The organism is Mycobacterium simiae, assembly GCF_008370645.1.
GTDB lineage: Bacteria > Actinomycetota > Actinomycetes > Mycobacteriales > Mycobacteriaceae > Mycobacterium > Mycobacterium simiae_A.
This window is the reverse complement of the sequence record NZ_VTZN01000041.1, coordinates 1-14,097: the sequence shown is the minus strand read 5'-3', so window position 1 is coordinate 14,097 and position 14,097 is coordinate 1. Positions and strand designations below refer to the sequence as shown.

Below are 14,097 nucleotides of genomic sequence, written 5' to 3'. Positions count from 1 at the left end.
CGGAAACGCCTGCAGCGCTTGCGAATAGATTCCAACAGCACCGACCGCGGTCGCCTGACTGTCTGATGCACCGGCCGAATCACCCAAAACCGGCGTCCGCCAGCGCGGTCACGAACAGGTCTGTCGGTATCGATCGCGACGAAATGCCTCGGGGCGGCCGACGTGTTCGGCAGTCAGGATCAGGTGGACCTCTGTCCTAACGCGCCCTGCTTAGCGTCAGCACCGGCGCTGCACCATCGGAAGCTCCTCGACCAGCGTCGGAAGGTTCAGCGGCACCCGCGACGCGACGAACACAGCACGAGCCAGACCTGTGGAGCTCGTGGGTCCCGATGCCGTCCAATCCAGCGGAAATTGCTTGTGGCGCGGCTGCGTAGCAGTCACGTATACGTGCGGTATCTTTTCCCGTAGTCGGTTCATCACCCACACGCGCGAAGACCGACATCCCGTGCCAGTTACCGCCTGGCTCGCCAAGGAAGCCTTCTCACTAACAGGGAATGACTCGTCTTCGCCGGAATAGCTCAAGCATGTCTCCAACAGATGGAGATCGCCCGCGCGGTCACACATCCACGCCAGCGCCTCGGCCGGACGAGACAGGTGGTAGAGCACGCCGTAGCAGTACACCACGTCATATTGGCGTGCGCCTGCTGGGAGATCGCCGTCGAGATCTAGGCGGTCAACTGTGACATGAGGGTTGGATTCGAAGCGCCCGCGGATCACATCCAAGTTCTCATCCCGGGGCTCGGTGCAGAGTACTTCGCAGCCGCGCTCGAGGAAGAACTTGGTGTGATCGCCGATGCCAGCACCAACTTCCAGCACGCTCTTATTGCTGAGGTCGAGCCCTAACGTAGCCAGATGCTCCTGACGGCGGGCGTTGTGTCGAAGGTAGAAGATGCTGTGAAAATGCTGTTTGGTGGTCGGGCGAAACATGCGGGAGAGTCGCATCAGGGGGGATATCGCACGGTGCACCGTGCCACCGAGCACGGCTACCGATCGCCACCCCAGCCTCGAACAAATAATCCAATGGCTGCGGTGACACACTCGCACGCTACGGTGCCGCATTTGGGTTGCCAGGTTCTGGTATGCCAATTCCGCTTCTGGCAGAAAGGGATTCGAGATTTCGTCGGTGGCGGCGTTCAGCATGATGGGCGACACCTACGTCGCCGAGATGCACCAGTGGGCCTGGCTACCCCGCGGCGGATTCCCTTGACACTACGGATGCGCGCGGCTCGGGCACGAGCGCCCTCACATGGGCGGGCGTGGCAAGAAGAAGTAGTTGTATCGATCGTCGCGGTGCTGCTCGTAGGGCAACAACCCAACGTCGTGAGAGTAGACGAACGGCTCATAGCCAAAAGCGCAAATATTCTCGACGGTCCTCTCAGGTTCTGGATTGGAGGCGACGCCGCCGTAGATCTCCACCAGCAGGACCGGATGATCGCGCCGCAGGAGCTCAGCCGCGCCCGCGATGACCGCGCGCTCTAGCCCCTCGACGTCGATCTTCAGCAAACCGAAAGAAAGACCTAGCTCAGCCGCGAGCGCGTCCAGTGTGGTACAAGGCACAAGTATCCGCTCGCGAATCCTTTTGCGGCCAGTATCCTTTAGCGAACTGAAGGCGCTGTCCGCGGCCACGAAAAACTCAACTTCTCCGTCGGCCGCATCCCCGGCAGCCATGCGCAGCGTGCGAACACGACCTTGCAGGCCATTTGCTGCCACGTTGGCCTCCAACTGCGCAAACGTGCCCGGCGCCGGCTCTAGCGCGACCACTGGGGCTAGCCTTGCCCAGGCCAGACTGTGCAGACCAACGTTGGCGCCCACGTCGAGGATGCAGCGGCCAGGATAGAGCGCGGCATTGAGTGCCGCCGCGATGTCGATCTCGGCCTCTTCGAAGCCGCCAGTCATCCGCGCGACCCAAGCGATGGTCGAGCCCGGCTCAAGCGTGACCTTCAAATCGCGCCAGTGCCAGGGGGCCAACCCGCCGGGCAGCCAGCGCTGAGGGCGCCGAAGGCTTCGAGGTAGTCGCTCAAGCATGGGGCATGCTAACACCGCTAGCACACCGAATCTCGGTCTGGCGTAAAGCCGGACAGCGCGGCGGGTGCAGATAGATACGCCTTACTTCCAAAAATAAGGTGCCCCAGCGCCGCTGGGCCCTCCCAGCCAAGCAGCCACGACCCCGCAAAACCTTGCCTACACACCTGCGTTTGCGCCCAAACCTCGGACCTGCGTGCCCTCTATTAAAGTCTCTGCGAGCCAACCTATCCTTCGGGCGGGCGGTTATTGGCATGTTAGTGTTCCACCGTGCATTTGTTGGACTCTGCTGGCTTCCTCGCGCGCAGCGCGGCCTTCGAGGTAGCACGCCGGTATTCTTCGCGGGGTTGGAAGCAGCTTTTTGTAGAGCAACTCCAATCGCGTGGGGTAGACGTCGTTTTTGATGTCGGGGCCAACTCAGGACAATACGCCAAAGGGCTGCGCCGAGCGGCATATAAAGGCCGCATCGTCTCGTTCGAGCCGCTATCCCGACCATTTTCTATTTTGACACGAAGAGCGTCATCCGATCCACTTTGGGATTGCCGGCGGTGTGCATTAGGCGATTCCGATGGTACCGTTTCGATTAATGTCGCGGGAAACGGCGGCCAAAGTAGTTCCGTCTTGCCCATGATGAAGAGCCATCAGGACGCTTTTCCGCCCGCCAACTATATCGGCACCGAAGAGGTACCGATATATCAACTCGATTCAATAGCGGCAGAATTTTTACGATCAGATAGCGCATCTTTTCTCAAAATCGACGTCCAGGGATTTGAGCAGCAGGTGCTCGCCGGTAGCAAATCTACAGTAAATGACTCTTGCGTCGGAATACAACTCGAACTGACCTTTCTGCCATTGTACGAAGGTGGCATGCTCATTCGTGAGGCACTGGATCTCATGCACTCTTTGGGCTTCACATTAACGGGAGTGCTGCCCTGTTTCATGGATGTACACAATGGTCGAATGTTGCAGGCCGACGGTATCTTCTTCCGTGAGGTCGATTGACCACAACGCTTCGCAAGGTCCTTCCCTGCGCCAGATCACGAACTGATTATCACCGGACCAAGGCGATCGGCTGATTCGAAGAAAGACGCAAACGAGAGGGTGCGCCGGCTTGACCGCTGCTAGAACTTCAGAAGTCGACATGGCCGTCCCCATGTTTTCGATCATCATCCCCACATTGAATGTGGCGAGAACCTTGCGCGTTTGCCTCGACAGTGTCGCTCGGCAGACCCATAGGGACTTCGAGGTGGTAATCGTCGACGGCGGCTCGACGGACGAAACCCTCAACGTTGCTAACACCTTTGCCCCTAGCATCGGCGCTAGCCTGACCGTCCATTGCGGCACGGATCAAGGCGTCTATGACGCCATGAACCGCGGCGTCGGCCTGGCCAGCGGGAGGTGGTTGCTCTTTTTAGGAGCCGACGACGCCCTCTACAAGGAGGGCAGCTTGGCGCGGGTAGCCGCATTCATCGGCGAACATGAACACAGCGATTTGGTATACGGCGATGCGATGATGCGCGTAACGAAATTCCGCTGGGGTGGCGCCTTCGATCTCGACCGACTGCTATTCAGACGCAACATCTGCCATCAGGCGATCTTCTACCGCCGCGAGTTGTTCGGCAGCATCGGCCCCTACAATCTGCGTTACCGAGTGCTTGCCGACTGGGACTTCAACATCCGCTGCTTCTCCAACCCGGCGCTTGTCACCCGGTATATGCATGTGGTCGTTTCGACTTACAATGAATTCGGCGGGCTCAGCAATACGGTCATCGACAACGAATTTTTGAAGCGGCTCCCGAGATCCACCAGAATTGGCATCAGATTTATCGCGATTATCGTACGGATGTGGCTAAAATTGATCAACCGTCGGAAAAACAGCAACCAGAATCGGTAAGGCCCATTGCGATAGTTTTTTGTATCCGCGGGATTTACGCATGGGTCGATTGATCCAAACGATGGCCTCCGACGGGCTCTTCGATTTTTTCCGGGAAATTAGCTTGAGGTCTGGGTTGCGGCCCGCTGTTTGGGTGTGCAGTGAAATCGTATCCGGCGTGCGAAGTTGCCCGTTCGTAAGCCTTGGTAAGCGCTATGGCGAGATCGGGCGGTAGCGAATCAGATTGTCGGCGATAGTCACATGTGTCGGGCAAACATCGCGGGCACACCCGGGAGTTCCGAGAGCAGGCGCAATCCTGGCACCACCGCTCAGCGACTTCGCGCTGTCCGTTCTTGATGACCATGACAAGGCCGAAGGCGCTCGGCCCGCACTGAACACGCGAAAACCAACGGCGCCCAGCAGGTCCTACCATGAGATCGTCCGCTACCCGGACGATCTCATGGTCCACGGCAATCGCGATGATACTGAAGCACTTTGGGATTGGATCGCGGCAGTGCACGCCCGAAACGCCAACACCACGCCCCGGTCCGGTGAGTTGGACAGCCAGAACCTCCTTGGCGGTCTGCAGAACTGGCGGTCGACGAGGTGGTCTTGAACGGGGTCCGACACTTGGGTTCACTTTGCGCCTCTTAGCGAAGATGCGCTCCTGGTAGCACAATCGGGTGACCCTGATCTCCCCAGCCACGATCCCGCGTCCTGAGAGCTCGTCGGCGATGAACTGGTATCCAAATGCGGGGTCGTCCGCGTGAATGTCGAAGGCGACGTCAATCAGATGTGTGTCACCCCAATCAGGCTCTCTCAACGGATTCTTGCGCCAGTCGGCGACAACCTCGGCAATAACCGAGCAGCCGGTAGGTCAGCGTGACGGGCACACCGTCCGCGGTGAGTTCGTGGACCAGCGGGTAGCTCACTTCGGGTTGACGTCCCGGCGGAGTTACCCGCCGGCGCGTCGTATCACGTCCGCTTCTTGCTCGAGCAGCTTTATCCGTTTGCGGGCTTCCCGCAACTGGGCGGACTCATCGCTACCCCTGGTCGACTCCGTGCGGTCGACGCCACCTTCACGGTCAGCAATCTCGAGCCAGCGATACTCGGGCCACGGAAACGCCGAAGTCCTGCGCGATCGGCCGCAGCGGCGCATCACCCTCGCGGGTCACTGCGATCACGTCAGCACGATAGCCCTGATTTTCCGTCGATTTCGACGACGATCGAGTCCAGGCCGGCCCGGATCACCGCGGTCGGGAACGCCGTACGTGCAGCTGCTGTGATCTCGTCGAGCTGGGGAAATCCGGCCAGTCCAGAGCCGAAAAGTCGCAGGTCGTCAATCACGATGGTGGTGCCCGCCGGAGCTACGGAAGCGAGCTGCAGCAGCGTCGACTCTGCTGGCTCTTTCTGCTCGCGCTTAGCCGTGCCAGGACCGGAGTAGTGCGCGTCGAGGTACACAAGCGGCGGGCTCAAGCAGTTCAGGACTATCTTTGGCAGCTCGATGACCGAATCTCCATGAATAACAGTGACATTGGGGTACTTCGCGAACCGTTGCTCGGCAGCAGCGAACAGGCCGTCGTGTAGCTCGACTGAGATCACTCGATCGGTGTGCCGCGCGAAGAACGCAGTTGTCTCGCCCTTATAGGTACCGGCCTCGATGAAGATGCGGTGCTGGCGCGACTTCAACGCATTGAGCAAATGGCGTCTCTTCGCGTTCGCGGGTGGAGAGACGAGGTGCATGCCGTGGAACCAGCCCCATGCAGCCGCCCAACCCATCGGCTCTAGCGAGTTCTTGCTACGGATGAAACGCGACCCGAGGCCAACCAGCGTACGGGAGATTCTCGACACAACGGTGACAGTACTCGGGTTGACCTGTGCTTCCCCCGGTTTTCCGGACGCAGCTCGAATGAGTTTGGGAGCGATCGCAGCCCTGCTCGGACTCGAGCCGGGCGATCTCTTCAGCTTGCGGGTCAGCACGCTTGCAACCGGGCGGGGAAGCCAACCCGGCCGGCGCGCCGGCATCACGGGCCTTGCGCCACTTCACAATATGGCTGGACTACAAGTCCTTTCGACGCAATAACACCCTGCGCGCCCCTCGGCGAGGCGTCGTACTCAGCCAAGATCTCTAACGTGAACTCGGCCGTGAACGTCGGCCGCTCGGCCCTTTCGGGTACCTCGGGATCGGGGGTTCCGTTCCAGGGTCATCCACCCGCCCGGATCTACGACCCCGGGCGCTCGAAGCAACACACTCACCTTGCTCGTCATTCGGGAATTCTTTCCATCTCCGCCCTCAGGGTCACGAATTGTGGGCAGGTGCCTCAGATGAGCTTGGCAGGGGGGGTCCGCCTGCGCTCAGTCCGTATGTCAGGGGCAGCGGAACTATGGTCAGCCAGCCCAATCGCGCAGCCGGCGGTGTCCGGTACCTTGAAGCGGACACAGAGGCGGTCTTGCGCATGTGCGCACGCCGCATGAAGCTGACGGCGACGCCGCGCCATTGTGGCATCGAGGGAAGTGGGGCAACCAGGATGGGACGTCGTAAGTGTGCTGACGAGCTGGTGTCTACCGAAGTGAGAATCAGGTGAAGCGAGCGCTTATCACGGGAATCACCGGACAGGACGGCTCCTACCTCGCCGAACTGCTGTTGGGCAAGGGATACGAGGTTCACGGGCTCATCCGTCGAGCTTCGACGTTCAACACATCGCGAATTGACCACCTCTATGTTGATCGGCACGACCCGGGTGCACGACTTTTCTTACACTATGGCGATCTAACCGACGGCACCCGATTGGTGACATTGCTCAGTACCATCGACCCCGACGAGGTGTATAACCTTGCGGCACAGTCGCACGTGCGCGTCAGCTTTGACGAACCGGTGCGCACCGGAGACACCGTCGCTATGGGAGCCATGCGACTGCTGGAAGCAGTTCGGCTTTCCGGGGTGAAGTGCCGCTTCTATCAAGCGTCCTCGTCGGAGATGTTCGGCGCGTCGCCGCCACCCCAGAACGAGCAGACGCCATTCTGCCCACGATCACCGTACGGCGCAGCGAAAGTTTACTCGTACTGGGCGACGCGCAACTATCGAGAGGCCTACGGTTTGTTTGCGGTGAACGGCATTCTGTTCAACCATGAGTCACCGCGGCGCGGTGAGACATTCGTCACCCGAAAGATCACGCGAGCCGTGGCGCGGATCAAGGCTGGCCTCGAGTCTCACGTATACCTGGGGAACCTCGATGCTGTTCGCGACTGGGGGTATGCACCTGAGTACGTCGAAGGGATGTGGCGGATGCTACAGGCTAGTGACCCCCACGACTTCGTTTTGGCGACGGAGCGCGGTTACACGGTGCGCGAGTTCGCTAAGGCCGCATTCGATCATGCCGGGCTCGACTGGCAAGAGTATGTCAGATACGACGAGCGCTATCTGCGCCCCACCGAGGTCGATGCGTTGATCGGCGATGCGACGAAGGCCGCCCAATCGCTCAGTTGGAAGGCTTCGATACACACTGCTGAACTGGCGCGGATCATGGTGGACGCGGACATCGCTGCCTTGGAGTGCGAGGGCAGACCATGGATTGATAAGCCGATACGCCCCAACGGGACATGAGCATGAATATGAGCACCGCAGTCGGCGTCCTGGACCGTGAGTCACGCGTGTACATAGCCGGACACTGCGGGCTGGTCGGGTCCGCTCTGGTACAAAAATTTCGCGCCGAAGGATTCACCAACCTTGTTGTACGGTCACACCGTGAACTCGACCTGACGGATCGGGCCGCAACATTTGACTTTATCCTTCAGTCAAGGCCTCAGGTAATCATCGACGCCGCGGCCAGGGTCGGTGGCATCCAGGCCAACAGCACTTATCCCGTTGACTTCCTGTCTGAAAACCTGCGAATCCAGGTCAACCTGCTCGACGCGGCCGCAGCCGCGAGGGTGCCTCGGCTGTTGTTCCTCGGCTCTTCCTGCATCTACCCGAAATTCGCCCCACAGCCGATTAGGGAGGACGCACTGCTCACCGGCCCGTTGGAGCCAACAAACGACACCTACGCGATCGCGAAGATCGCCGGAATCCTTCAGGTCCAGGCGGTCAGAAGACAACATGGCCTGGCGTGGATCTCTGCGATGCCAACCAACCTGTATGGAGAGGGCGACAACTTTTCCGCTTCCACTTCGCATCTGCTGCCGGCGCTCATCCGCCGATACGAGGAGGCCAGAGCCAGTGGCGTGCCAACCGTGACAAACTGGGGCACCGGAACGCCACGCCGAGAACTGTTGCACGTCGCGGATCTAGCGAGCGCGTGCCTGTACCTTCTGGAGCACTTCGACGGACCCGGCCCCGTCAACGTGGGTACCGGGGTCGACCACACCATCAGTGAGATCGCCGAGATGGTGGCCAACGCAGTGGGCTACCGCGGCGAAACCCACTGGGATCCAACTAAACCGGACGGAACACCACGAAAACTGTTGGATGTGTCGATCTTGAGCGAAGCGGGTTGGCGACCAAGAATCACGCTACGTGAGGGCATCGAGTCGACGGTCGCGTGGTATCGCGCTAACGCCAGCGTGGCGAGAAGATGATGGCCCTGGTCGCAGCTCCCTAGACCCCACGTTCACGAGCGGGGGACGCTTCAGCAACCTGCGTTTTGGCGCGTCTCTGTTCGCTCTGCGACCTAGCCCAATGCGGGAGAAACGACTTCGTCGGCAGCGCTAGCGCGGTCAACAACGCCAACTTGGTTCGGGCCAGATCAATTGTTGTCGCCCCAAGGTCGGTTTCGCCGCCGGCGTTGAAACCTGGTCAGACCGGCTTGCGCAAGACGACCGCGTCTTGGTAACGCGCGAAGTTCGTTCGGCCACACCAGCTTCCCCACAACACATCCCCCACCTGCTCAAGGCCAGCATCGCGAACCGCCAGATCCCAGCCTTCCTGGGGAAGGGCAATGGCGGCCTCGGGGACGATGGGATTCATCACGATCAAATCGCCATGTGGACGAAAGGCCAGTGCCGACTTGCCCTGAGCAACCAACGCTTGGGCTTCCGGGTTCCACAAATAGACGGTTAACAGCGCACGCGCGCCCGCAGCGAGCACCCGTGCGGTTTCCTTGAGATACTGAGCAACTGCCGGCAGGGGCATGTGCGTGAAGAGCGATGATGCGAAGGCAAAATCGAAGCTCTCATCAGGGTAGGGGAAGACGAACTCCTCGGCTTGCACCGTGCCCTTCGGGTTGTACATCTTGTTGTAGATGTTCGCGCGCTGGAAGTGGAAGTTGGGATGAGACGCATAGTGCTCTGAACACCAGCGCAGCTCGCTGGCATTGATGTCAAAGCCTTCATAACGCCCCTTGGCCGGGTCGAGAAATTTGGTCAACGGACGGGCCAGACGGCCCATTCCGCATCCCATGTCGAGGATGGCGTGGTGTGGGGCAATCTGGCCATACTCGCGAAGTTCGGCAAAGGCCTGGTCGCCAGATTCCCGAAATGGGCCGGGCGCCGCGGGGTTTCGGGACCCTCCGCCTACCTTGCGGCGCGGCGGAACCAGCGGGTCCGAACGACCGGCGAGCTTATCCAGCGCATCACCCGGCGCATAACGTACAAATAGCCCAGCCTTGATCAGGCGAGGCACTGGGGCAAATTTGAGGAAAGTGTTGGCAATCCAGGCAGCGGGCACGTCGCACAACGTACACCGGGGTACCACAGTGGCGCCATTCGAGCCGTACGCTGGGGTCAGACCCGGGGCTGACCAGGTAGGTCGTGAAACCTTCAATGTAGGCGCGCCGGATGAGTGGCGGTCGGTGAGGTAGCCGGCGAGGTGGCGCACTCGGTCAGGGTGGCTTTCAGTCCGTGCAACGGTGTCGACCAGGACCGCAAATCGTGCCGCTCGGACTGGCGTGAGCGGTGGTGAGTTCATCCGCGGCAGCTGGCGTTGAGCGGCAGCGAAGGCCTCGTAATCCGCGGGCGCCGAAGTACTCCTATGACGCTGGGAAGATGCTGCAGAGGGGGCGGGCCGCTCGGGTGGGCGCGGAGCGGCAAATAGCTTGGCGCGTCGATGGCATTGCAGGTCGACGGGTTGGAACGTCAAGCGAGTTGTTCGGGTGTGACCGCTACAGCCCCAAGGTGCGGCAGGAACTGCTGGCGATGAGCGCAGCCGGAGTCGATCGTTATCTGAAGACGCGAAGGGCGAAGACCAGGTATCGGGTGTGTCGACGACGAAACGCTCACCCGCGCTGCGTAATTGGTCAAGGTCCGCAGAGCTGCGGATGAGGTCGCCGCGGAGCCGGGGTTCTTCGAGGGTGATAACGTCGCACACAGCGGCCCAACCTCACAGGGGAGTTCGCCCGTACGTGAATCTGTCCGAGGTGCGCACCGGATGGGCGTTCACCCGTACGGTCCGCAACAACGCCAGCACCAACCCATGGAATGCGCGCCAGAGTGCTGTCACTGAAATTCCCTATCCAGTAACCTGTTTAGGCTTTGACAACGGCACTGGATTCTAGAACGAGACCTTCATCGGCTGGGCCGGCGATGCCGGTATCTACTTCACCCGCTCGCGGCCGTACCCGAAAAACGACCAGGCCACCATCGAGACCAAGAACAATCACCTGGTGCGCAAATACGCGTTCTCCATGCTCAATCTGTTGTGGACGCTTGTCAACGACCGGGCATGCCAGCAGCGCTGACGATCGACGCCGCCGCCGCGACGATGCTCCCCAACGCCGCGGGGACCGACCGTTCGGCGCTGGGCCATGAGCTCCTATGCGCTGCGCGCAAGTGCCTTTGGTGTCAGCCCGATCGGCGAAGCTACCGGCACCTCCTGTTCAGTTTCAGTGAGGCCCAACGCCCGCTGCACGTGCTGCGAAAAATCATCGAAGTCCTGTCCGAAGGCCATAGCCAGTCGCCGGGCGGCTTGTCGGTAGTCGGACCGACCGAGCGCTTGCGTTACAGCTTGCGCCATACTCTGGCTGTCGAGCCGCTCAGTTCGCAGCAGTAAGCCCGCACCGGCTCGCTCGATGGCCTCCATGTTTAGGTGTTGGTCCATGTTGCTGGCCAGACCGATTACCGGCACCCCGGCTACCAAAGCCTGTTGTGTAGTCAGGCTGCCGCCGTTGCAAACCACCACGGCCGAGCGCGCTGCCGCTGCCTCACCCGGCAGAAAATCCGTCACGAAGGCGTTGGCCGGCACGTGCGTCATATCGCTACGGTCCGCGGTGGCCGCGATCACCGTCACTGGCAAGTCAGCCAAGGCGTTCAACACCACTTGCAATAGGTTTCGTCCGCCGGAGCTGCCCAGGGTCACATAAATGATCGGCCGGTCCATCGGCAACGTGTCCCACCAAGCCGGAGGCGCGCCGACAGGCGACCACAGGACAGGGCCCAGAAATTGATGGTTGGCCGGCATGCTAGCCGTCGGCACCAGCTCCGGCACGTCGGCATAGAGCGAGTAGTCCCCATCGGTGAAGACACTGCACAGATCCCAACCCAGACTCGGCAACCCGTGCTTTCGGCGGACCCGGTTGAGTGGCAGACAATAGAGAGCGAAGATCAATGGGCGGTAAAGGCGGAACAGGAACCTGACCAGTCCGACACCAAAGATGCGGGTCCACGGGACATCCGGTAGCGGAAAGCGGCGGTGCGCGTGGGGACTCCAGTAGGCGTTGGCGATGGCGACGTAAGGGATGCCAGCGAGTCGGGCGCTGACCGACAGCGATAGACGGTTATCGCCGACGACAAGGTCTGGCGCAATCTCGGTCAGCAACTTCATGTCGTCCTCAACGTACTTGTGCAGCGTCCGCGCGTTGTAGAACTGTCGGCCTTGAGCGATTTTCTTGAGAACCAGTTCGCTGGAGATGCTGCGGATGGCGTGCTGAGCAAATGGCATGGGGCCCAGCAGCTTGTTGAATCGCGGGTCGCAGGCGAAGTGGACCTCGTAGCGGCTCGGGTCGAGCGACCGCGCCAGTACGAACGGCCGGACGACGTGAGACAGAGTTGCTGCTTCTCCTACGAACAGTATCCGCCGCCGACGGACGGGTGACTCACGAGTACTCGATGCGGTTCGCATGCCCGCTTCCCTTCTAGGAGGCTAACGGTCGGTGATCGTTTCGCCCCACCACCCGGTGCAATAGCGTACACGCATCACGAGCGCACTTTCACGGTTGACCGGATTTGGAAGCGTGCGCGTTTGTGCCAATTCATCCGGGCCCGATCTGACCCCAATTGGACTGGCGTGTAACTATCCCGGTTTCGTGCAGTCCCTTTCAGAGACCACGGCGCGGATGCGGACTGGGTCTACTTCTCTTATGGCAGAGCGGGTTCCGACCGTACTGATCGACCGAACGAATCCTTCGCTCGGCGGGAGTCGACCGCAGAGTATGCCAATTCTAACGAGGCCGTTTCGATGGCCGTCACGGGCAAGCGGGTGTCAAGCGCGCCTGGCTGCGCGGCCCAACCCTTTAGCGCTCGCCGATCCGAAGTTCTTGCTAGGCAATCTGCGATGTTGTGGGCACAGACTTCGTGGAGCGCAGCACAGTCTGCAGGTGTTGCGGAAAGTGAGCGAAGTCGTGCCCGAACGCTGCGGCGAGTCGCTCGGCGGCTTGTTGGTAGTTGGACCGACTGAGGACCTGGGTTACGGCTTGCGCCACACTTCGACTCTTGAGCCGCTCAGTTCGTAGCAGCATCCCTGCGCCGGCCCGCTCGATGGCCTCCATGTTCAGATGTTGGTCTAGGTTGCTGGCGATTCCGACCACAGGCACCCCGGCCACCAAGGCCTGCTGCGTGGTCAGGCTGCCGCCATTGCAGACCACCACCGCCGAGCGCGCTGCAGCCGCCTCGCCCGGCAGGTATTCCGCCACCAACACATTGGAAGGCACGTGCGACAGGTCGCTGCGGTTCGCGGTGGCCGCAATCACTGTCACAGGCAAATCAGCCATGGCGTCTAACACCACCTGCAGCAGGTTGCGCCCGCCGGAGGTACCCAGGGTCACGTAGACAATCGGCCGGTCGGTCGGCAACGCGTCCCACCACGCCGGCGACTTGCCGGCAGGCGACCATAGGACTGGGCCCAGGTAGTGGTGGTTGGCCGGCAGATCGTACGTCGACACCAGCTCCGGCACGTCGGCGTAGAGGGTGTAGTCCCCCTCGGTGAAGATGCGGCACAGGTTCCAACCCAGACTCGGTAGCCCATGTTTTCGGCGGACCCAGTTGAGCGGCAAGCACTGGAGAGCGAAGATGATCGGACGCTCCAGCCGATAGACGAGCCTGACCAGTCGGACGCCGAGAATGCGCGTCCACAGTACCTCCGGCAGTGGAAAGCGGCGGCGAGCGTAGGGACTCCAGTAGGCGTTGGCGATGGAGATGTAGGGAATGCCGGCCAAACGGGCACTGACGGACAGCGACATGCGCAGGTCACCGACGACAAGGTCCGGAGCGACCTCGGCCAGTACCCTGCTGTCCTCAGCGATGTACTTGTTCAACGTCCGTATGTTGTAAAAGAAGAAAAGTCGGCCGTGCGTCAAGTTGCGCAGGAACCGCTCGCTGGGGATGGTGTGGATCGGATGGTGAGAGAAGGGCAGTGGACCCAGGAGCTTGTTGAACCGCGGGTCGCAGGCGAAGTGGACCTCGTAACGGCTCGGGTCGAGTAACCGCGCCAAGACAAACGGCCGGACCACGTGGGCCAGCGTCACTGCTTCTGCGATGAACAGGATCCGCTGCCTGGGGGCGGGGGACTCAGCTGCCCTCGATGCGGTGCTCATGCCCGCTTCCCTTCTTACGTGGCTGACGGCCGTTGTTCGTTACGCGCCACCCGAGGCCGTAGCGTACACGCCGCAGGTACGCACCCGGGAAGACCTGAGCAATCTGCGGACACCGGACATTGCGTGGCATGTGGCAAGCCAATCCGTCGCGATGCCGCCGGCTCAGCGGGCTGTACCGTCGTGGAACTGATACCGTCCGGCGCACATCGCACTATCCGTCTTTAGCCGCGACCACCCGGACTGGAACAGCGGTGGCAGCCCTCGCAGCCGGATCGATTTCTGTCAAGACATAGATCGCCATTGTCTCGCAACCATTCTGAGAGCATCGACGTTCGTACTGACCGCCAGATCTAGTGGCTACGTACGACGGAAACGCAGCGTTTCGCCGGCTGCGTGCCAGAGTGCGGACCGGCCGAGGCGGCCGGGTTGGATTCGACCGGGACATGAGACAGCGCCTGACGG

At 61.0% G+C, this 14,097-nt stretch carries 9 protein-coding genes and 2 pseudogenes; 4 read left to right on the top strand and 7 right to left on the bottom strand.

Annotated elements, in window-relative coordinates; all coding sequences use genetic code 11:
- Positions 1–216: 216 nt before the first annotated feature.
- Both F0Q45_RS09220 and F0Q45_RS09215 read right to left on the bottom strand, forming a co-directional pair.
- Positions 217–942 carry a [2,4-di-O-methyl-alpha-L-fucopyranosyl-(1->3)-alpha-L-rhamnopyranosyl-(1->3)-2-O-methyl-alpha-L-rhamnopyranosyl] dimycocerosyl phenol-phthiocerol 3'''-O-methyltransferase gene (locus F0Q45_RS09220; RefSeq protein ID WP_149653665.1) on the bottom strand — a complete coding sequence of 242 codons (726 nt, stop codon included), beginning with the start codon at positions 940–942 and terminating at the stop codon, positions 217–219.
- 300 nt (positions 943–1,242) lie between these two features.
- Positions 1,243–2,037, bottom strand: a pseudogene (locus F0Q45_RS09215) (FkbM family methyltransferase); the annotation flags it as partial.
- A gap of 255 nt (positions 2,038–2,292) precedes the next feature.
- On the opposite strand from F0Q45_RS09215, the gene F0Q45_RS09210 reads away from it, so the two are divergent.
- The gene (locus F0Q45_RS09210) at positions 2,293–3,024 is read left to right on the top strand and encodes an FkbM family methyltransferase (RefSeq protein WP_149653655.1); all 732 of its coding nucleotides are present in this window, start codon (positions 2,293–2,295) and stop codon (positions 3,022–3,024) included.
- A gap of 139 nt (positions 3,025–3,163) precedes the next feature.
- The gene (locus F0Q45_RS09205) at positions 3,164–3,916 is read left to right on the top strand and encodes a glycosyltransferase family 2 protein (protein ID WP_149653654.1); all 753 of its coding nucleotides are present in this window, start codon (positions 3,164–3,166) and stop codon (positions 3,914–3,916) included.
- Positions 3,917–4,450: 534 nt separating this feature from the next.
- Here the strand turns inward: F0Q45_RS09205 and F0Q45_RS29165 are convergent.
- Positions 4,451–5,079, bottom strand: a pseudogene (locus F0Q45_RS29165) (transposase); the annotation flags it as partial.
- Position 5,080: 1 nt separating this feature from the next.
- The gene (locus tag F0Q45_RS09200; protein WP_149653653.1) at positions 5,081–5,746 is read right to left on the bottom strand and encodes a hypothetical protein; all 666 of its coding nucleotides are present in this window, start codon (positions 5,744–5,746) and stop codon (positions 5,081–5,083) included.
- A 730-nt stretch (positions 5,747–6,476) separates the two neighbouring features.
- On the opposite strand from F0Q45_RS09200, the gene gmd reads away from it, so the two are divergent.
- Positions 6,477–7,499 (top strand): GDP-mannose 4,6-dehydratase, encoded by a 1,023-nt coding sequence (gene gmd, locus F0Q45_RS09195; RefSeq protein ID WP_149653652.1) that lies wholly within the window; start codon positions 6,477–6,479, stop codon positions 7,497–7,499.
- Between the two features lie 2 nt (positions 7,500–7,501).
- A complete protein-coding gene (locus F0Q45_RS09190) occupies positions 7,502–8,470 on the top strand; it encodes a GDP-L-fucose synthase family protein (RefSeq protein ID WP_149653651.1) in 969 nt (322 codons plus the stop codon).
- A 217-nt stretch (positions 8,471–8,687) separates the two neighbouring features.
- Here F0Q45_RS09190 and F0Q45_RS09185 read toward each other — a convergent pair whose 3' ends face one another.
- From F0Q45_RS09185 to F0Q45_RS09170, 3 genes are all read right to left on the bottom strand, one after another.
- Positions 8,688–9,557, bottom strand: a complete 870-nt coding sequence (locus F0Q45_RS09185) for a class I SAM-dependent methyltransferase (RefSeq protein ID WP_188112849.1) — start codon at positions 9,555–9,557, stop codon at positions 8,688–8,690.
- Positions 9,558–10,640: 1,083 nt separating this feature from the next.
- Positions 10,641–11,945: a glycosyltransferase gene (locus F0Q45_RS09175; RefSeq protein ID WP_149653649.1), complete on the bottom strand. Its 1,305-nt coding sequence runs from the start codon at positions 11,943–11,945 to the stop codon at positions 10,641–10,643.
- A gap of 418 nt (positions 11,946–12,363) precedes the next feature.
- Positions 12,364–13,635 carry a glycosyltransferase gene (locus F0Q45_RS09170; RefSeq protein WP_149653648.1) on the bottom strand — a complete coding sequence of 424 codons (1,272 nt, stop codon included), beginning with the start codon at positions 13,633–13,635 and terminating at the stop codon, positions 12,364–12,366.
- Positions 13,636–14,097: the final 462 nt, after the last annotated feature.